The organism is Lutimaribacter pacificus (assembly GCF_900142185.1).
GTDB classification, from domain to species: Bacteria; Pseudomonadota; Alphaproteobacteria; order Rhodobacterales; family Rhodobacteraceae; genus Lutimaribacter; species Lutimaribacter pacificus.
In genome coordinates, this window is record NZ_FQZZ01000001.1 from 76263 (window position 1) to 96114 (window position 19852).

The 19852-nt window shown below is 65.2% G+C and carries 16 protein-coding genes; all 16 read left to right on the forward strand.

Features of this window, described 5'->3' with window-relative positions; all coding sequences use genetic code 11:
• Positions 1-12 precede the first annotated feature (12 nt).
• The 16 genes from F3H87_RS00350 to F3H87_RS00425 all read left to right on the forward strand — a co-directional run bounded on the left by F3H87_RS00350 (position 13) and on the right by F3H87_RS00425 (position 19776).
• Positions 13-2313, forward strand: a complete 2301-nt coding sequence (locus tag F3H87_RS00350) for a bifunctional salicylyl-CoA 5-hydroxylase/oxidoreductase (RefSeq protein ID WP_149787009.1) — start codon at positions 13-15, stop codon at positions 2311-2313.
• Complete coding sequence (locus F3H87_RS00355; RefSeq protein WP_149787008.1) at positions 2313-3065, forward strand: SDR family NAD(P)-dependent oxidoreductase; 753 nt, start codon at positions 2313-2315, stop codon at positions 3063-3065. The genes F3H87_RS00350 and F3H87_RS00355 overlap by 1 nt, the downstream gene beginning before the upstream one ends.
• Positions 3062-3544 carry a MarR family winged helix-turn-helix transcriptional regulator gene (locus F3H87_RS00360; RefSeq protein ID WP_149787007.1) on the forward strand — a complete coding sequence of 161 codons (483 nt, stop codon included), beginning with the start codon at positions 3062-3064 and terminating at the stop codon, positions 3542-3544. Before F3H87_RS00355 ends, F3H87_RS00360 begins: the two co-directional genes overlap by 4 nt.
• 5 nt (positions 3545-3549) lie before the next feature.
• Positions 3550-4350 (forward strand): enoyl-CoA hydratase family protein, encoded by an 801-nt coding sequence (locus tag F3H87_RS00365; RefSeq protein ID WP_149787143.1) that lies wholly within the window; start codon positions 3550-3552, stop codon positions 4348-4350.
• 64 nt (positions 4351-4414) lie between these two features.
• Positions 4415-5575 (forward strand): acyl-CoA dehydrogenase family protein, encoded by a 1161-nt coding sequence (locus tag F3H87_RS00370; RefSeq protein WP_149787006.1) that lies wholly within the window; start codon positions 4415-4417, stop codon positions 5573-5575.
• A 1-nt stretch (position 5576) separates the two neighbouring features.
• Positions 5577-7193 carry an AMP-binding protein gene (locus F3H87_RS00375; protein WP_149787005.1) on the forward strand — a complete coding sequence of 539 codons (1617 nt, stop codon included), beginning with the start codon at positions 5577-5579 and terminating at the stop codon, positions 7191-7193.
• 6 nt (positions 7194-7199) lie between these two features.
• Positions 7200-7436 carry an Lrp/AsnC ligand binding domain-containing protein gene (locus F3H87_RS00380; protein WP_149787004.1) on the forward strand — a complete coding sequence of 79 codons (237 nt, stop codon included), beginning with the start codon at positions 7200-7202 and terminating at the stop codon, positions 7434-7436.
• An 8-nt stretch (positions 7437-7444) separates the two neighbouring features.
• On the forward strand, positions 7445-7855 hold the full coding sequence (locus tag F3H87_RS00385; RefSeq protein WP_149787003.1) for an acyl-CoA thioesterase: 411 nt from the start codon (positions 7445-7447) through the stop codon (positions 7853-7855).
• A complete protein-coding gene (locus tag F3H87_RS00390; protein WP_149787002.1) occupies positions 7852-8253 on the forward strand; it encodes a RidA family protein in 402 nt (133 codons plus the stop codon). The genes F3H87_RS00385 and F3H87_RS00390 overlap by 4 nt, the downstream gene beginning before the upstream one ends.
• 104 nt (positions 8254-8357) lie before the next feature.
• Complete coding sequence (locus tag F3H87_RS00395) at positions 8358-10343, forward strand: CocE/NonD family hydrolase (RefSeq protein WP_149787001.1); 1986 nt, start codon at positions 8358-8360, stop codon at positions 10341-10343.
• Positions 10344-10487: 144 nt separating this feature from the next.
• Positions 10488-12074 carry an ABC transporter substrate-binding protein gene (locus tag F3H87_RS00400; protein ID WP_149787000.1) on the forward strand — a complete coding sequence of 529 codons (1587 nt, stop codon included), beginning with the start codon at positions 10488-10490 and terminating at the stop codon, positions 12072-12074.
• Position 12075: 1 nt separating this feature from the next.
• The gene (locus tag F3H87_RS00405) at positions 12076-13032 is read left to right on the forward strand and encodes an ABC transporter permease (protein WP_149786999.1); all 957 of its coding nucleotides are present in this window, start codon (positions 12076-12078) and stop codon (positions 13030-13032) included.
• Entirely contained in the window at positions 13029-13847 is an 819-nt protein-coding gene (locus F3H87_RS00410; protein WP_149786998.1) for an ABC transporter permease, read from the forward strand. Before F3H87_RS00405 ends, F3H87_RS00410 begins: the two co-directional genes overlap by 4 nt.
• Entirely contained in the window at positions 13844-15490 is a 1647-nt protein-coding gene (locus tag F3H87_RS00415; RefSeq protein WP_149786997.1) for an ABC transporter ATP-binding protein, read from the forward strand. Before F3H87_RS00410 ends, F3H87_RS00415 begins: the two co-directional genes overlap by 4 nt.
• 22 nt (positions 15491-15512) lie before the next feature.
• Positions 15513-16349 (forward strand): alkaline phosphatase family protein, encoded by an 837-nt coding sequence (locus F3H87_RS00420; protein ID WP_149786996.1) that lies wholly within the window; start codon positions 15513-15515, stop codon positions 16347-16349.
• Between the two features lie 286 nt (positions 16350-16635).
• Positions 16636-19776: an Ig-like domain-containing protein gene (locus F3H87_RS00425; RefSeq protein ID WP_223227929.1), complete on the forward strand. Its 3141-nt coding sequence runs from the start codon at positions 16636-16638 to the stop codon at positions 19774-19776.
• Positions 19777-19852: the final 76 nt, after the last annotated feature.

Sequence of the window (19852 nt, forward strand, 5' to 3'; positions counted from 1 at the left end):
GGAGGCGATACCATGAAGGTCGCATGTTTGGGCGGCGGGCCGGCGGGGCTCTATTTTGCCATTTCGATGAAGCTGCGGCAGCCGGATGCGGATATCACCGTGTTCGAGCGCAACAAGGCCGACGATACGTTCGGCTGGGGCGTGGTGCTGTCGGACGACGCGCTGGAGAACCTTGAACGGAACGACCCCAAAAGCGCCGGGGCGATCCGCGCGAATTTCGCCTACTGGGACGATATCGCCGTGATCCATGACGGGCACCGCACGGTATCGGGCGGGCATGGCTTTGCCGGCATCGGTCGGATGAAGCTGCTGCTGTTGCTGCAGGAACGCGCGCGCGAACTGGGTGTGAACCTGCAATTCGAAACCGAGGTCGGCGCGGTTGAGGAGTATTCCGACAAGTATGATCTCGTGGTGGCCGCGGACGGTCTGAACTCGCGCGTGCGCGATGCCTGGGCCGAGCATTTCAAACCCGATATCGACACGCGCCTGTGCAAGTTCATCTGGCTGGGCACGCATCAGAAATTCGACGACGCCTTTACCTTCATCTTCGAAAAGACGGAACATGGCTGGGTCTGGGCCCATGCCTACCAGTTCGACGACGACACCGCGACCTTCATCGTGGAATGCACGCAGGACACCTGGGATAACTGGGGGTTCGAGGGCATGTCGAAGGAAGAGATCGTCGAGACCTGCCGCAGCATTTTCGAAGATCACCTGGACGGGCACGATCTGATGTCGAACGCCAAGCATTTGCGCGGTTCGGCGGTCTGGATCAATTTCCCGCGCGTGAATTGCGAAAAATGGCACCACAAGAACGTGGTGCTGATGGGCGATGCCTCGGCCACGGCGCATTTTTCGATCGGGTCGGGGTCGCGGCTGGCCTTCGACAGCGCGATCGCGCTGGCCGAGTTCGTCGACAGCGAACCGACGCTGGAGGATGCGTTCCGCAAATACCAGGACGAACGCCGCCTTGATGTGCTGCGCCTGCAATCGGCCGCGCGCAACAGCCTTGAATGGTTCGAAGAGGTCGAGCGGTATCTCGACCTTGACCCGGTGCAGTTCAACTATTCGCTGCTGACCCGCTCGCAGCGGATCTCCCACGAAAACCTGCGCCTGCGCGACCCCGACTGGCTGCGCTCGGCGGAAAAGTGGTTCCAGATGCAGGCCGGTGTGCCCGGTGACGCGCCCGTGCGCCCGCCCATGTTCGCGCCCTACAAGCTGCGCGACATGGCGTTGAAGAACCGCATCGTCGTCAGCCCGATGGCGCAATACAAGGCGGTGAACGGTTGCCCGACCGACTGGCATTTCGTGCATTACGCCGAGCGCGCCAAGGGCGGCGCCGGGCTGGTCTATACCGAGATGACCTGCGTTTCGCCCGAAGGCCGGATCACACCCGGCTGTCCGGGGCTCTATGCCCCCGAGCACGAGGCCGCGTGGACGCGCCTGAACGATTTTGTCCATGCCGAAACCGAGGCGCGGCTGTGCTGCCAGATCGGGCATTCGGGGCGCAAGGGCTCGACCCAGCTGGGTTGGGAAAAGATGGACGCGCCGCTGGCCTCCGGCAACTGGGATATCGTCTCGGCCTCGCCGATCCCGTGGTCGCCCGAAAACGCGACCCCGCGCGAGATCACGCGCGCCGAGATGGACGAGCTACGCGATCAGTTCGTGGCCGCCACGGAAATGGCCGGCCGCGCAGGTTTCGACATGATCGAACTGCATGCCGCCCACGGCTATCTGCTGTCGTCCTTCATCTCGCCGAAATCCAACATCCGGCAGGACGAATATGGCGGCAGCCTGGAAAACCGGATGCGCTATCCTCTGGAAGTGTTCGCCGCGATGCGTGCGGCATGGCCCGCGGCCAAACCGATGTCGGTGCGCATTTCGGCCAACGACTGGGTGGGCGACGACGGCGTGACGCCCGAAGAGGCGGTAAAGATCGCGCGCATGTTCTGGGACGCGGGCGCCGATATCATCGACGTGTCCGCCGGCCAGACCAGCATCGACGCCAGGCCGGTTTACGGGCGTATGTTCCAGACCCCGTTTTCCGACCGCATCCGCAACGAGGCGGGGATTTCGACGATGGCCGTCGGCAATATCTACGAGGCCGACCACGCCAACTCGATCCTGATGGCGGGCCGGGCCGATCTTGTGGCCGTCGCGCGCCCGCATCTGGCCGATCCCTACTGGACGCTGCACGAAGGCGCGCGGATCGGCGACCGGCTGGAACATTGGCCGCTGCCCTATCTTGCCGGGCGCGATCAGGCGTGGCGTCTGGCCGACCGCGAGGCGGAAATGCAGCAGGTGCGTGTCTGATGGAGGGCCGGCACGTCATCGTCACCGGGGGCGGCACCGGCGTCGGCGCCGCGATGGCCGAGAGCTTTGCCCATGCCGGCGCAAAGGTCACGATCCTGGGTCGGCGCGAGGCACCTTTGCGCGAGGTGGCCAAGCAGCACAAGTTCATCGGCTGGATCACCTGCGACGTGACCGATGGCGCGGCGGTGCGCGACGCGTTCCGGCAGGCGCGCGGGCTGAACGGGCCTGTGGACGTGGTGGTGGCCAATGCCGGCGCCGCCGACAGCAAGCCGTTCGAGGCGATGACCGCCGACGATCTGGATGCGATGCTGCGGGTGAATCTGACGGGCGTCTTCCACAGCTTTCAGGCCGCTCTTCCCGACATGAAGACGCAGGGCTGGGGGCGGATGATCGCCGTGGCCTCGACCGCATCGCTGAAGGGCTATCCTTATGTCGCGGGTTATGTCGCGGCCAAGCATGGCGTGCTGGGTTTGGTCCGGGCGCTGGCGGTGGAACTGGCGCGCACGGGCGTGACGGTGAACGCGCTTTGCCCGGGTTTCATCGAAACGCCTTTGCTGGATCGCTCGATTGCCAATATCGTCGAAAAGACCGGCATGACCGGGGAACAGGCCGCCAAGTCGCTGCGCGCGGGCAACCCGCAGGGCCGCTTCATCCAGACCGACGAGGTGGCGGGCGCGGCGCTTTGGTTGTGTTCCGAGGCCGCGCGCTCGGTCAACGGGCACGCGCTGAGCCTGACGGGAGGCGAGATATGAGCGACCAGGCTGAGATTACCCGCAGCACGGACGACTCCAAGGCGCGGCTGCGCCTTTGGCTCCGGCTGCTGGGCGTCACCCGCAAGATCGAGGGCGAACTGCGCGACAGGCTGCGCCGCGAACATAGCACCACGCTGCCGCGCTTCGACGTGATGTCGGCGCTGAACCGGCACCGCGACGGGCTGCGCATGTCGGAACTGTCGGGCGTGCTGAAAGTGTCGAACGGCAACGTCACCGGGATCGTGGACCGCCTTGCCGAAGAGGGGCTTGTCGAGCGCGTGCCCGTCCCCGGCGACCGTCGGGCAATGATGGCACGGCTGACCGCGCGGGGGCAGGAGGTGTTCGCCGGGCAGGCCGCCGAGCACGAGGCGTGGATCGACAGGTTCTTCGCCGGGATGGGGGCCGCCGAAGCGCGGAACATGGCGGCCCGGCTGAAGGAACTGGCCGAGGCGCTGGAAACGAAGGGAGACAAGGGATGACGCCGATGCGCACCGACGTGAAACATTTTCTGCTGAAGATCGAGGACGGGATCGCCACCGTGCGGCTGGACCGGCCCGACCGCAAGAACCCGCTGACATTCGACAGCTACGCCGAACTGCGCGACTGGTTCCGCGACCTGCACTACGCGGATGACGTCAAGGCGGTGGTCTTTGCCTCGAACGGCGGCAATTTCAGTTCGGGCGGGGATGTGCATGACATCATCGGCCCGCTGACCCGGATGAACATGAAGGAACTGCTGGCCTTCACCCGGATGACGGGCGATCTGGTCAAGGCGATCGTGAACTGCGGCAAGCCGGTGATCGCGGCGGTCGATGGCATCTGCGTCGGCGCCGGTGCGATCATCGCCATGGCCTCGGACCTGCGCATGGGCACGGCGCAGGCGAAGACCGCGTTCCTGTTCACCCGCGTGGGGCTGGCCGGCTGCGACATGGGCGCCTGTGCGATCCTGCCGCGCATCATCGGGCAAGGGCGTGCGGCCGACCTGCTTTACACCGGCCGGGCGATGAGCGCCGAGGAAGGCGAGCGTTGGGGGTTCTTCAACCGCATCGTCGAGGCCGATCGGCTTGAGTCCGAGGCGGTGGCATGGGCGCGCAGCATCGCCGCGGGGCCGGGCTTTGGTCACATGATGACCAAGACGATGCTGGCGCAGGAATGGTCGATGTCGATCGAACAGGCCATCGAGGCCGAGGCGCAGGCGCAGGCGATCTGCATGCAGACCGGCGATTTCGAACGTGCCTACCATGCCTTCGTGAACAAGGAGAAACCCGTGTTCGAAGGCGACTGACGCCGCGCCGGGGTCACGCCTCCGGCGGGAGTATTTCGGGAACGATGAAACAGGGGAACGCGCAATGGCGGACAAGACATTCCTGAACTGGCCGTTTTTCGACGAAAGGCACCGCACGCTGTCGGAAGAGCTGGAGGCCTGGTGCGCCGCCAACCTGGGCGCCATCGACCATTCCGATACCGACGCGGCCTGCCGTGCGCTGGTGGCCGGGCTAGGCGAGGCGGGATTCCTGCGCCATTCCGCGGTGGACCCCGAGGGCGGCGGGCTCGATGTCCGGTCGCTTTGCCTGATCCGGGAAACGCTGGCGCGTCATGACGGGCTGGCGGATTTCGCCTTTGCCATGCAGGGGCTGGGCACCGGGGCGATCTCGCTGTTCGGCACCGACGACCAGAAACGCCGCTGGCTGACGCAGACGCGCGCGGGCGCGGCGATTTCCGCCTTTGCCCTGACCGAGCCGCAATCGGGCTCGGACGTGGCGGCCTCGACCCTGACGGCGGAAGAGGATGGCGACGATTTCATCCTGAACGGTGAAAAGACGTGGATTTCAAATGGCGGCATCGCCGGTCTCTACACGCTGTTCGCGCGCACCGGCGAGGGGCCCGGCGCCAAAGGGCTGTCGGCTTTCATCGTGCCTGCCGGGCTGCCGGGTTTCGAGGTGGTCGAGCGGCTGGAGGTGATTGCGCCACACCCGCTGGGACGCCTGAAATTCACCGATTGCCGCATTCCCAAAGATGCGTTGCTGGGCGAACGCGGGCAGGGATTCAGGATCGCCATGTCGGTGCTGGACGTGTTCCGCTCGACCGTGGCGGCGGCGGCGCTGGGCTTTGCCCGCCGCGCGCTGGACGAGGCGCTTGAGCGTGTCACAACCCGCCAGGTGCAGGGCGCGCCGCTTTTCGATCTGCAGATGGTCCAGGGCCATATCGCCGACATGGCGCTGGACGTGGATGCCGCGGCCCTGCTGGTCTATCGCGCGGCCTGGACCAAGGACAGCGGCGCGCCGCGCGTCACGCGCGAGGCGGCGATGGCCAAGCTGTTCGCCACCGACCAGGCGCAGCAGGTGATCGACCGCGCGGTGCAGCTGCATGGCGGCGACGGCGTGCGCAAGGGCCAGAAGGTCGAGGAACTGTATCGCGATATCCGGGCGCTGCGGATCTATGAAGGTGCCTCCGACGTGCAGCGCGTGGTGATCGCGCGGCAGGCGCTGGCGATGCATCAGGGGGGCTGACATGCTGGGACCGAGCGCACATACCGACACCTTCACCCGCGACAACCTGCCGCCCGCGGATCAGTGGCCGGATTTCCTGCTGGACGGGTTCGATTACCCCGACCACCTGAATATCGGGGTCGAACTGACCGACGCGATGGTCGAAAAGGGGCATGGCGACCGCACCGCCCTGATCGGCAACGGGCGGCGGCGCACCTACAAGGAACTGTCGGACTGGACCAACCGGCTGGCCCATGCGCTGGTCGACGACCTGAAGGTCAAGCCGGGCAATCGCGTGCTGATCCGCTCGGCCAACAACCCGGCGATGGTGGCGGCATGGCTGGCGGTGACCAAGGTGGGCGCGGTCGCGGTCAATACCATGCCGATGCTGCGCAAGGGCGAGCTGTCCAAGATCGTGGACAAGGCCGAGATCACCCATGCGCTGTGCGACACGCGGCTGATGGACGAGATGACCGCCTGCGCCAAGACCTCGAAATTCCTGAAAACGGTGGTCGGGTTCGACGGCACCTCGAACCACGATGCCGAGCTTGACCGGCTGGCGCTGGAAAAACCCGTGCGGTTCGAGGCGGTGAAGACGGGCCGCGACGACGTGGCATTGCTGGGCTTTACCAGCGGCACGACGGGATCACCCAAGGCGACGATGCATTTCCACCGCGATATCCTGATCATCGCCGACGGATATGCGCGCGAGGTGCTGAACGTGCAGCCCGACGACGTGTTCGTCGGCTCGCCGCCGCTGGCCTTTACCTTCGGCCTTGGCGGGCTGGCGGTGTTCCCGCTGCGCTTCGGCGCGGCGGCGGCGCTGCTGGAAAACGCCTCGCCCCCCAACCTGATCGAGATCATCGAGAAATTCCGTGCAACGGTGTGCTTTACCGCGCCCACCGCCTATCGCGTGATGCTGCAGGCGATCGACGAGGGTGCCGACCTGTCATCGCTGCGGGCTGCCGTCAGCGCGGGCGAAACGCTGCCCGCCCCGATCTACGAAGAGTGGATGGAAAAGACCGGCAAGCCGATGCTCGACGGGATCGGCGCGACCGAGATGCTGCATATCTTCATCACCAACCGTTTTGACGATCACCGTCCCGCCTGCACCGGCAGGCCGGTCACCGGTTACGAGGCCCGGGTGATCGGCGAAGACGGCAAGGACATGCCGCGCGGCCAGATCGGCCGGCTGGCGGTGCGCGGCCCCACCGGCTGCCGCTACATGGCCGACCCGCGCCAGGCCGATTACGTGACGGATGGCTGGAACGTCACCGGCGATGCGTTCTCGATGGACGAGGACGGTTACCTGCATTTCGCCGCACGCAACGACGACATGATCGTCAGCGCGGGCTACAATATCGCCGGACCCGAGGTCGAGGCGGCGTTGCTGGCGCACCCGGATGTGGCGGAATGCGCCGTCGTGGGCGTGGCGGACGACGCGCGCGGCCAGATCGTGCAGGCCCATGTTGTGCTGCGCGCGGGCACCGATGGCGGGGCAGCCATGGCAAAACTGCTGCAGGATCACGTCAAGGCGACGATTGCCCCTTACAAATATCCGCGATCGGTGGTCTTTACCGACGCGCTGCCGAAAACCGAAAGCGGCAAGATCCAGCGGTTCCGCCTGAAAGAGGAGTGACAAGCCATGCGTGCCACCTTTGTTCAACTGCGTTGCAAACCCGGCCAGACCTACAAGGTGGCCGAGCAGGTCATGCTGAAGGAGTTGCATTCCGAGCTGTATTCGACCAGCGGCGACTGGGATCTGCTGATCAAGCTGTACATTCCCGAGGATCAGGATATCGGCAAGTTCATCAACGAGATGCTGGTGGATGTCGCCGGGGTCGAGCGCAGCCTGACCACCCTGACCTTCAAGGCATTCTGAGCAGGGGCATGGCGTTCACCCATCGTCAACAGGTGCTGTTTCGGCACTGCGATCCGGCGCGGATCGTCTTTTTCCCGCGCTATTTCGAAATGCTGAACGACGTGGTCGAGGCGTTCTTTGCCGCCATCCCCGGCGAGGCGTTCCACGAGATGCACCCCGATCGTGGCGTGCCGACCGCCCGGATCGACACCGAATTCACCGCGCCCAGCCGGCATGGCGACTGGCTGGATTTCACGCTGGCATTCACCCGCGTCGGGCGCAGCAGCGTCACGACGCGATTTGTCTGTACCTGCGGCGGCGAAACGCGGCTGACCGCCCGGTCGGTGCTGGTCCATGTCGGGCCTGACCTGCGGCCGATGCCGTGGTCCGACGCGGCACGCGGCGCGCTGCTGGCGCATCAGGAGGAGGAAATCGCATGACGAACCGCATCATTCATCCCGAGGGCTGGGCTCCGGCCAGGGGCTATGCCAACGGTGTGCTGACCGAGGACGGCACGCTTTATGTCGGCGGGCAGATCGGCTGGACCGCCGGGCAGGTGTTCGAGGCGCATGATTTCATCGGGCAGATGGAGCAGGCGCTGAAGAACATCCTGGCCGTCGTCGAGGCCGCGGGCGGCGGGCCCGAGCACCTGACCCGGCTGACCTGGTATGTCACGGACAAGCAGGAATACCTGGCCCACCAGGCCGAGATCGGGCGCAGCTACCGGTCCGTTTTCGGGCGCAATTTTCCGGCGATGACGATGGTCGTCGTTTCGGCTTTGGTCGAGGACGAGGCGCAGATCGAGATCGAGGCGACGGCGAAGATCCCGCAGGCTTAGGCCAAGGCCGGGCAGCCGCCTCCGGCGGGAGTATTTTTCCGAACGATGAAGGGGGCGGGCCTGTTTTGCTTGACCAGCGGGCAGGGGGACATGAAGTTGCGTCCATGACAGAGCAGAAGAATGCCCTCCGCCCGGTCGCCGAAATCGCCGACATGCGCATCCCCCTGTCCGATGGCTGCCAGCTGTCGGCCCGTGTCTGGATGCCTGCGGATGCGGGCGACGATCCGGTGCCCGCGATCCTGGAATACCTGCCCTATCGCAAGCGTGACGGAACGACGGCGCGCGATGCGCTGACCCATCCGTGGTTCGCCGCGCGCGGTTATGCCTGCATCCGTGTCGACATGCGTGGCAATGGCGACAGCGACGGGCTGATGGCGGATGAATACAGCCCGCAGGAGCTGGACGACGCGGTCGAGGTGATCGGCTGGCTGGCGGCGCAGCCCTGGTGCTCGGGCCGGGTGGGCATGATGGGAATCAGCTGGGGCGGGTTCAACGGCTTGCAGGTGGCCTATCTGCAGCCTGAGCCGCTGAAGGCCGTGATCTCGCTGTGCTCGACGGTGGACCGCTTTGCCGATGACATCCACTACAAGGGCGGTTGCCTGCTGAACGAGAATTTCGGCTGGTCGTCGGTGATGTGGGCCTATTCCTCGCGCCCGCCCGATCCGGCCCTGCGGGACGACTGGCGCGACCTCTGGCTGCACCGGCTGGAGAACGAGCCGTTCCTGATCGCAACCTGGCTGCGCCACCAGCGGCGGGATGCCTATTGGCAGCACGGCTCGATCTGCGAGGATTTCAGCCGGATCAGGGCGAAGGTGCTGGCGATCAGCGGTTGGGGCGACGGATACCTGAACACGGTGCCGCACCTGGTGCGGAACATTCCGGGCACCAAGGGCATCAACGGGCCATGGATTCACAAATACCCGCATTTCGCCGTGCCCGAACCGCGCATCGGGTTTCTGCAGGAGGCGCTGCGCTGGTGGGACCGCTGGCTCAGGGATATCGACACCGGGGTCGAGGGCGACCCGGCCTATCGCCACTACCTGATGGACGGGGCGCGGCCCGACCGATCCTATGCCGAGCGTCCGGGGCGGTGGCTGGCCGATCACGATACCGAATGGCCGCAGCAGGTCTGGCATCTGTCGCCGGGCCAACTGGGCGGTATGGCCGCGCCGCTGGACGGGGCAATCGCCTCGCCGCAGACATGCGGGATGGAATGCGGCGAATATTACGGTGGGTCCGCCGGGCCGGAATGGCCGGGCGACCAGCGTGGCGACGACGCGATGTCGGCCTGTTTCGACAGCGCGCCGCTTGGGGCGGATGCGGATATCGTCGGCGCCCCGATCCTGCGCCTGAAGCTGAGCGCCGGCAGGCCGCAGGCGCAGATCGCCGTGCGGCTGTGCCACGTGCACCCGGACGGAGCCAGCACGCGGATCACCTGGGGCCTGCTGAACCTGTCGCACCGTGCGGGATCGGCCGAGCCGCGGCCGATGGTGCCCGGCGTGGCGGAAGAGGTCGAGGTCGTGCTGGATCATGTCGCCTATCGCGTGCCGGCAGGGCACCGGATACGGCTGGCCGTCAGCACGGCCTATTGGCCGATGATCTGGCCCGCGCCTGATGCCGCGACCGTCACCCTGCTGGAAGGTGACTTGCGGCTGTCCATACGTGACCGTGCCGGTGGTAATGAATGGACGTTCCCGCCGCCCGCCGCCGCCCCGCCGCAGGAGGTCGAGATCCTGCGCCCCGATACCGAACGGCGCGAGGTCACGACCGACATGGTCAGCGGCATCGTCACCCATTACATCGAGCGTGACGCCGGCAAGCGGCGCGATCTCGGGCACGGGCTGGTCTCGGGCGGGGTGGCGCGGGAATGGTGGGAAATCCATCCCGACGACCCGCTGAGCGCCCGCGCCCGCACGCACTGGACCGAAGAGGTCGAACGCGGCGACATCCGCACGCGGACCGAAACCTTTGCCGGGATGTGGGCCGATGCGACCCATTTCCATGTCGAGGGGCGGCTGGAAGCTTATGAAAACGACCGCCTGATCCTTGAGCGCAAGGTCGCCGATAGGATTCCACGCGACCACATGTGACGGGATGATGTCGCAAACAGACCTGTCATGTCGGAAATCATCAAAGTTTTGACTTGAAGCGCGCGGCGCAATCGGCATTCTTGACGGCAAAGTCAATAACCCGCCCGGCAGACCGGACAGGGACCAAACAACGGGGAGAACCGCATGAAGAACCAGATCGACTATCTCAAGCTACGCGCGGCGCTGGGCCATATCAGCCGCCGCGAATTCATGGGTCGCATGGGCGCGCTGGGCGTGTCGGCGGCGCTGGCGAACACGATGCTGGCCGGCGCGGTCAGGGCCGCCGGCCCGCAAAAGGGCGGCACCATCCGTGTCGGCATCCAGGGCGGCGGTTCGGGCGACAGCCTCGATCCGGCGCTGGCGGCAAATGCCACCGCGACGATGGTTTCGCAGATGTGGGGTGAAACGCTGGTCGAGCTGAAAGAGGGCGGCGGCCTCGAAGGCCGGGTTGCCGAAAGCTGGAGCTCGACCCCGGACGCCAAGACCTGGACCTTCAAGATTCGCTCCGGCGTCACCTTCTCGAACGGCAAGACCGTCACTGCCGAGGATGTTCTGGCCACGCTGGAACGCCACTCCGGCGAAGACACCAAATCGGGTGCGCTGGGGCTGCTGCGCGACATCACGGGTATGCGCGCCGAGGGCGACAGCTTTGTGATGGAACTGAACCAGCCGAATGCCGACTTGCCCTACCTGATGGCGGATTATCACCTGATCATCCAGCCCAATGGCGGCAAGGACGATCCGACCGCGGGTATCGGCACCGGGCCCTATGTGGTGAAATCGGCAGAGCCGGGTGTCCGGTTCGTGTTCGAAAAGTACCCCGATCACTGGGACAGCAACCGCGGCCACGCCTCGACGGTCGAGATGATCGTCATCAACGACGACACCGCCCGCATGGCGGCGCTGCAATCGGGACAGGTGGACATGGTGAACCGTGTGCCGCCGCGCACAGCCGCCCTTGTGGACCGTGCGCCCAATATCACGGTGAACAGCAAGTCGGGCCCGGGCCATTACGTGTTCATCATGCATTGCGATACCGCGCCCTTCGACAACAACGATGTGCGTATGGCGCTGAAATACGGCATCAACCGGCAGGAAATGGTCGACAAGATCCTGTTCGGTTATGGCTCGGTGGGCAATGACACACCGATCAACGCCTCCTATCCGCTGTTCACCGACTTCGAACAACGCGAATACGACCCGGACAAGGCGGCGCATCACTGGAAGAAATCCGGCGCCACCGATCCGATCCTTCTGCGTACCTCGGACAACTCTTTCCCCGGCGCGCCGGATGCGGCGGCGCTGTTCCAGCAAAGCTGCGCCCAGGCCGGTATCCCGGTCGAGATCAAGCGCGAGCCGAATGACGGTTACTGGTCCGAGGTCTGGAATGCGCAGCCCTTCTGCACCTCGTACTGGGGCGGGCGGCCAACGCAGGACCAGATGTTCACCACCGCTTACCTCTCGACCGCCGACTGGAACGACACGCGCTTCAACAACGAAACCTTCGACCAGTTGCTGCTGGCGGCGCGCGCCGAACTGGACGAGGCCAAGCGCACGCAGATGTATTCCGACATGTCGACCATCGTGCGCGACGAGGGCGGGCTGATCTGTCCGATGTTCAACGATTTCGTCGACGCGCTCAGCGATCGCGTGGCCGGTTACGTCCAAGGCGGCCCCGGTTACGAATTGATGAACTTCTTTGCCCCGGTGAAGATGTGGGTCGCCGCCTGAGATGGTGCCTGCACTGAAATTGGTGGTCCAGCGTGTCGCGCTGGGCCTCCTGCTTCTTTTTCTCGTGTCCGTCCTGATCTTTGCGGGCACGCAGATCCTGCCGGGCGATGTGGCGCAATCCATCCTCGGCCAGTCCGCCACGCCCGAGGCGCTGGCGAACCTGCGCGCCGAACTGGGCCTGAACGAACCGGCTGTGACCCGCTATCTGGATTGGCTGTTCGGTGCGTTGCAGGGCGATCTTGGAACCGCCCTGACCAACGGGGCCAGCATCTCGGAAAGCCTGGGCCGGCGGCTGGGCAACACGATGTTCCTGGCCTTCTGGGCGGCCGTCGTTGCCGTGCCGCTGGCGATCTTTCTGGGCCTTCTGGCCGTGCGCTATCGTGACCGCTGGCCGGACAAGCTGATTTCGGGGGTCACGCTGGCCTCGATCTCGATCCCGGAATTCCTGATCGGCTATGTGCTGATGTATTTCGTCGGGGTGAAGCTGGGCCTTGCCCCCTCGGTCGCCATGATCAACGACACGATGAGCCTGGGCCAGAAACTTCATGCCATCGCGCTGCCGGTGGCGGTTCTGACGCTGGTGGTGCTGGCGCATATGATGCGCATGACCCGCGCCGCCATCCTGAACGTGATGCAATCGGCCTATATCGAAACGGCCGAGCTGAAGGGCCTCTCGATGTTCACGATCATCTGGCGCCATGCCTTTCCCAATTCCATCGCGCCGATCGTCAACGTGGTGATGCTGAACCTGGCCTATCTGGTGGTCGGTGTCGTGGTGGTCGAGGTGGTGTTCACCTATCCCGGCATGGGGCAATACCTGGTCGATCACGTCTCGAAACGCGACGTGCCGGTGGTGCAGGCCTGCGGGCTTGTCTTTGCCGCCGTCTATATCGGGCTGAACATGATTGCCGATATCGTGTCGATCCTGTCGAACCCGCGTCTGAGGCATCCGAAATGACGAAGAACATTCCCATAGCGGCCGCCATCGGCCTGTTCTTCACGGCGCTTTATTTCCTGATGGCGATCCTTGCGCCCTGGATCGCGCCCTACGGCATGGCCGAGGTCGTGGGCGGCGTATGGGAACCGCCAAGCGCCGAACACCTGATCGGCACCGACAATATCGGGCGCGACCTGCTGACGCGGATGATCTATGGCGGGCGCACCACGATCTTCATCGCCACCGCCGCGACCGTCCTGTCCTTCACCACCGGGTCGGTTCTGGGGTTCCTTGCGGCAGTCATGGGCGGCTGGGTCGATCAGGTGATGAGCCGTTTCGTCGACCTGCTGATGTCGATCCCGTCGCTGATCTTTGCGCTGGTCGTGCTGTCGGTGATGCCGGTGACGGTGCCCGTGCTGATCGTCGTGATGGGCCTGCTGGACAGCACGCGCGTCTACCGGCTGGCCCGCGCGGTGGCGGTGGATATCAACGTGATGGACTATGTCGAGGCCGCCAAGCTGCGCGGCGAGGGGCGTATCTGGATCATCTTCCGTGAAATCCTGCCCAATGCGCTCAGCCCGCTGGTGGCCGAGATGGGGCTGCGCTTCATCTTCATGGTGCTGTTCGTGTCGACCCTGTCCTTCCTCGGGCTGGGTGTGCAGCCGCCTGCCGCCGACTGGGGCGGGATCGTGAAGGAAAACAAGGACGGCATCGTTTACGGCATCGGCGCGGCGCTGTGGCCGGCGGTGGCGATCGCCACGCTGGCGATCAGCGTCAACCTGGTGGCGGACTGGGTGCTTAACCGCACCACCAGCCTGAAAGGGGGCCGGGGATGAGCGAACCGCGCGATTCCTTGCTGAAAGTGCGCGATCTCAGGATCGGCGCGACCGTCTATCCGCCCGGCGAAAAGCCGCACGAGATCGAGATCGTGCATGGCGTCAGCTTCGACCTGGAACCGGGGCGCGTGCTGGGGCTGATCGGGGAATCCGGGGCGGGGAAATCCACCATCGGACTGGCCTCGATGGCCTATGGCCGCGGCGGGGTGAAGATCACCGGCGGCGAGGTCCGGGTGAACGGGCGCGATATCCTGAAAACGTCGCTATCCGACCTGCGCCGCCTGCGCGGGGGCGAGGTGACCTATGTCAGCCAGTCGGCCGCCGCCTCGTTCAACCCGGCCAAGCCCATCATGGAGCAGGTGACCGAGGCCGCGGTGCGCCACGGCAAGTTCACCCGCAAGCAGGCCGAGGACCGCGCGGTCGGGCTGTTCCGCAAGCTGGGCCTGCCGAACCCGGAAACCATCGGGAAACGCTATCCGCACCAGGTATCGGGAGGGCAGTTGCAACGCTGCATGACGGCGCTGGCGCTGTGCCCCGAACCCGATCTTGTGGTGTTCGACGAACCCACCACGGCGCTGGACGTGACCACCCAGATCGACGTGCTGATGGCCATCAAGGAGGCGATCCGCGATACCGGCGTGGCCGCGATCTATATCACGCATGATCTGGCCGTGGTGGCGCAGGTCAGCGACGATATCATGGTGCTGAAACTGGGTGACATGGTCGAATACGGCACCACCGACCAGATCATCAACAACCCGCAGGAAGAATATACTCAGGCGCTGGTGTCCGTCCGGTCGATCCGGCACGAGGAAAAGCAGCCCACCGATACCCCGTTGTTGCAGGTCGAGAACGTGACCGCGCGCTACAAGGGCACGAAATTCGACGTGCTTAAGGATGTAAACGTGGAGCTGCACCCCGGTCAGACGCTGGCGGTGGTGGGCGAAAGCGGCTCGGGGAAATCGACGCTGGCGCGGGTCATCACCGGGCTGTTGCCGCCGGGCGCGGGCCGGATCGTCTTTGACGGGCACGAGCTGACGCCCGACCTGGCCACGCGCCCGCGCGACGACCTGCGCGAATTGCAGATGATCTACCAGATGGCCGACGTGGCGATGAACCCGCGTCAGACCGTGGGCACGATCATCGGCCGCCCGCTGGAGTTCTATTTCGGGCTGAGAGGGGCCGAGAAACGCCGCCGCGTGCAGGAATTGCTGGATGAGATCGAGATGGGCGAGGGGTTCATCGACCGCTACCCGGCCGAGCTGTCGGGCGGGCAGAAGCAGCGCGTGTGCATCGCCCGCGCGCTGGCCGCCAAGCCCAAGCTGATCATCTGCGACGAGGTGACATCGGCGCTCGATCCGCTGGTGGCCGACGGCATCCTGAAGCTGTTGCTGAATCTGCAAAAGATCGAGGATGTGGCCTATCTCTTCATCACGCACGATCTGGCCACCGTGCGCGCCATCGCCGACAGCATCGCGGTGATGTATCAGGGGCAGGTCGTGCGCTATGGGACGAAAAGCGAGGTGCTCAGCCCGCCCTTCGACGACTACACCGACCTCCTGCTCAGCTCGGTGCCGGAAATGCGGCTGGGCTGGCTGGAGGACGTGATCGCCAGCCGCAGGATGGAAAGCGCGGGGAACTGAGCCCGCGATGCGGTGGTGATGCATGAAACGCAAGCTTCTTCTGATCATTCTGGACGGTGTGCCGCTGCGCAACTGGACGCGGCTTTTCGGCAATCTTGAAGGCTGGGTGCAGTCGGGCGCGGCGCGGCGCTGGACCATGCGCTCGGTGCTGCCGTCGATCTCGGCCTCGTGCTATGCCTCGATCCACACCGGGATCACCCCGCAGGAACATGGCTGCACGGGCAATGGCAACGTGTTCTATCTGGACAAGCCCGATATCTTTGCGCAGGTGCGCGCCGCCGGTGGTGTGACCGGGGCGGTGGCGCATTCGTTCTGGTCCGAGTTCTTCAACCGCGCGCCGTTCGATCTGGTGCGGGATATCGAATATGACGAACCCGCCAGCGCCACGATCAATCACGGGCGGTTCCACACGATGACCGGCTACGGGCTGATCAACCAGATGACGCCTTCGGACGTGGACCTGTTTGCCACGCTGACCAGCCTGTGCGCACGGTTCGGCCTGGATTACGGGCTGCTGCATACCTGTACGCTGGACAGCATGGGGCATCGCTTTTTCCACGAAAGCCGGGAGATGGATCACGCCTGCGCCGTGATGGACGAGATGCTGGCCCCCTTCATCCCGAAATGGCGCGCGATGGGGTACGAGGTGATCGTGACCGCCGATCACGGCCAGGATGCGCGTGGCCATCATGGCGGGCACGACCCGTTGCAGCAGGATTTCGCGCTTTACTATTTCGGCGATGGCGACGGACCCGCACCCGATACGCCGCTTGACCAGTTGCAACTGGCATCGAGTATCCTGCGCCTGCTGGGCGCACCCGTTCCCGAAACGATGCAGGCCGAGCCGTTCCTGCGCTGACGGGCTGACAGTCGCATTTTCGCCGTAATTGGTGCGGATTTCAGGATTTTCCCAGTGGGATATTCCCGCAACATTTTGGTTTTCCCACAGTATTTTGTGTGCGCGGGTAAAAAACCATCTTTCGAATGTGTCGAAAATAAGGTAACGTTTGCCGCACAATAACAGGCGCCGTCGGTAAATCGTGCGCCAAGAGGCAAAGAGTGGTGTTGTTATGAAGGCGATTGAGTTCGTCGTCCGTACTAGTATGGGCGCAGTTGAGCGCGGTGAAATCCCCCAGAACGAAACAATGACAAAGCTCGCTGTCCCCGGCGGCGCCGAGATGTCGTTGAATCTGCGGCAGATGGATCTGCAGGGCTTCAGCCGTATCGGAAACGACTTGGAAATTGTCCTGGCGGACGGGCGGGTTATCCTTCTCGAGGATTACTATGTCGGTGGCGAACCGGCGGCGCGCCTGTTCATCAGTGCCGACGGATACCTCAGCGAGGTAACGCTGGCCGAAGGGTCGGACGGGGTGCTTTACGCGCAATACGGCCCGACCGAGCAATGGGGCAAGTGGAGCCCCTCGGACGATCTGATCTTTGTCGGCGATCCCGAGGTCGCCGTGGCCGACGCCTATGCGGCGGGCGATAACGAGGTCAGCATGTTGGGCGCCGCCCTGCTGGGTGGCGGTGGCCTTGGCGGCCTGGCGGCCGGCGGGGCCGCGGCGCTGGGCGGTGCGGCCTTGCTGGCCGGCGGCGATGGCAGCGATGGCGGCAAGGACGGCAACGGCGGTGCTGGCGACGGTGGCGGCACTGGCGGGACCGACCGGATCGTGCCCACGGTGAACGAAAAAGGCGTGATCGAGATCGGCGGCGACGAGGCCGTGGCCAACGGCCCCTCGGTTTCGATCTCGGGCACCGGCGCGCCGGGCGCCACGGTCGACGTAACCATCGGCGGCGAAAGCGAAAGCACGACCGTTGGCGATGACGGAACGTGGGAAGTGACCTTTGACGATGGCACTTTCCCGGCCGATGGCAGCCATGACACGGCGGTGGTTGTCACCGATCCCGATGGCCATGTGACCGGAATCGAAGGCCCCGATGTGGTCATCGACACGACCGCGCCCGAACTGGGCTTCACCGACGGGACCAGATCGGTGGGCGACATCACCAATGGCGAGGATCATACCGATGGCGTGGAAATCGCCGGCACGGGTGAGCCGGGCGCCAGCGTTTCCGTCGTGGTGGGCGGGGCAAGCTATGACACGGTGGTCGGCGGCGACGGAACCTGGGGCGTGGTCGTCGATACCGCGACCCTTGGCACGGGCGAATACGAGGCCGGTATTACCGTCACCACGACCGACAGCTTCGGCAACAGCGCCGTCTTTACCGACAGCGTGGTGATCGACACGCAATCCTTCATCGAGATTTCGCCCGCGCCGGTCACGTCCGACAACGTGGTCAATCACGACGAACGCCTGAATGACGGCGTGACCCTGACCGGCACGACCGAGCCGGGCGCCAGTGTCGAGATCACGCTGGGCGGCGTTACCCGTCCGGCACAGGTGGATGGCAGCGGAAACTGGAGCGTGACCTTCCCAGCGGGCGATCTGCCCACCGGCGAAACCACGGCCGATGTTCTGGCGGTCACGACCGATGCGGCGGGCAACACCGCCAGCACCACGGGCAGCGTGCGGTTCGATACCGAGGTGCGGAACTTCACGCTCGGCAACGTGCCGGGCGGTGCCGACGGTGTGATCAACGCGGCCGAGGCCGATGCCGGCCTTGTGGTCAGCGGCACGACCGAGCCCGGTTCGCGCGTGACGGTGCAACTGGGGCAGGCGGTGGTTCAGGCCAGCGTCGACGATCAGGGCGTCTGGACCGCGACGATCCCGCAGGGCCAGATCGCGCGGGGCGAATATATCGCGACGATGACCGTCACCTCGACCGACATGGCCGAAAACGTCGCCACGATCACCGAGCAGGTGCGGGTCGATACCGATGCGGGCATCCTGACGCTCAGCCAGGCGCCGATCGAGGGCGACAACGTCATCAACGCACAGGAAAGCCTGGATGGCGTGGTGATCCGCGGCACCGCCGATCCCGGTGCGACGGTTCAGGTCAGCCTTGGCGGCGTGACCCGCAGCACGGTGGCCGACGGCAATGGCAACTGGCAGCGCCTGTTCACCCACGCCGAGATACCGGCAGATACCGACAGCGCGCCGATCGTGGCCACGACCACCGACGACGCCGGCAACACGCGCACGGTGACCGGCAGCGTCGGCGTCGATACCGTGGTGGAAAGCCACTCGCTCGCCACGTCGCAGGTTGCGGGCGATGGCGTCATCAACGCGGCCGAACAGTCCGGCATCGTCGAGGTTACCGGCACGGTCGAGCCGGGCTCGGTCGTGACGGTCACGATTGCGAATATCCCGCAGCAGGCCGTGGTCCAGCCCGACGGAAGCTGGACCGCCCGTTTCCCGGCCGGTGCGCTGCCCACGGGCGAGGGAACGCTGGACGTGACTGTCCGCTCGGTCGACCGGCATGGCAACGTCGCCACGCTGAACGACACGGTCGAGCTGGACACCTACGTCAATCAACTGAACACGACCGGCGATCCGACCGGCGGCGACGGCGTGGTCAACCTGGCCGAGGCGCAGGCCGGGCTGAGCCTGTCGGGGCAGGTCGAACCGGGGTCGGGCGTGCTGGTCACGGTGGCGGGCATGTCCTACGAGGCCACGGTAACCGCCGGCGGCCACTGGACGCTGGATCTGCCCTTCGGGGCGATCCCGGCCGGGCAGGACAGTGTCGATCTGGATATCGCGGCCACGGATGCGGCGGGTAATACCCACAGCATCACGCAAACGCTGGCGCTGGATTTCGACGTGCCCGACGTGCCGATCATCGAGGATTACACCCGCAACGTGAGCGGCTATTCCGCGATATCCGTCGACCTGACCGAGAATGACGTCACCGTCTACGAGGTCGACCACGGCGTGCCGGGTGCGCAGGTCGGCGGTGAGGGCCTGCCGATCGACGTCCTCGGGGTCGAAAGGTTCGGCTTTACCCCCGAGATCGCCGATGGCTCGCACCTGATCGTGCAAAGCACCGATGCGGCGGGCAACAGCTCGGGCACCTACCTGGTGCTGGACGAGGCGTCGACCTCTCAGGTGGATCTGTCGAACCCGGCCCTCGGTGCCTTCAACATCGAGGCGATCGACCTGCAATTCGCCGAGGACAGCCAGCTTACGCTGACCGAGGCGCAGATCAAGGCGCTGTCGGCCAACACCGACACGCTGGTGATCTCGGGCGGGGTGGACGATACGGTGACGATCACCGGCGCCACGCATACCGGCCAGTCGCAGACGGTCGGCGGGCAGGTGCACGACGTCTATACCCTGGGCGATGCCACCGTTCTGATCGACGACGATATCACCACCGTCATCTGACGGTGCCGGTCTTCGGGGCGCGCGCGCGGTTCCATGCGCGCGCGTCCCGGCAATCGAAAGAACAAGCGCCGGGTAC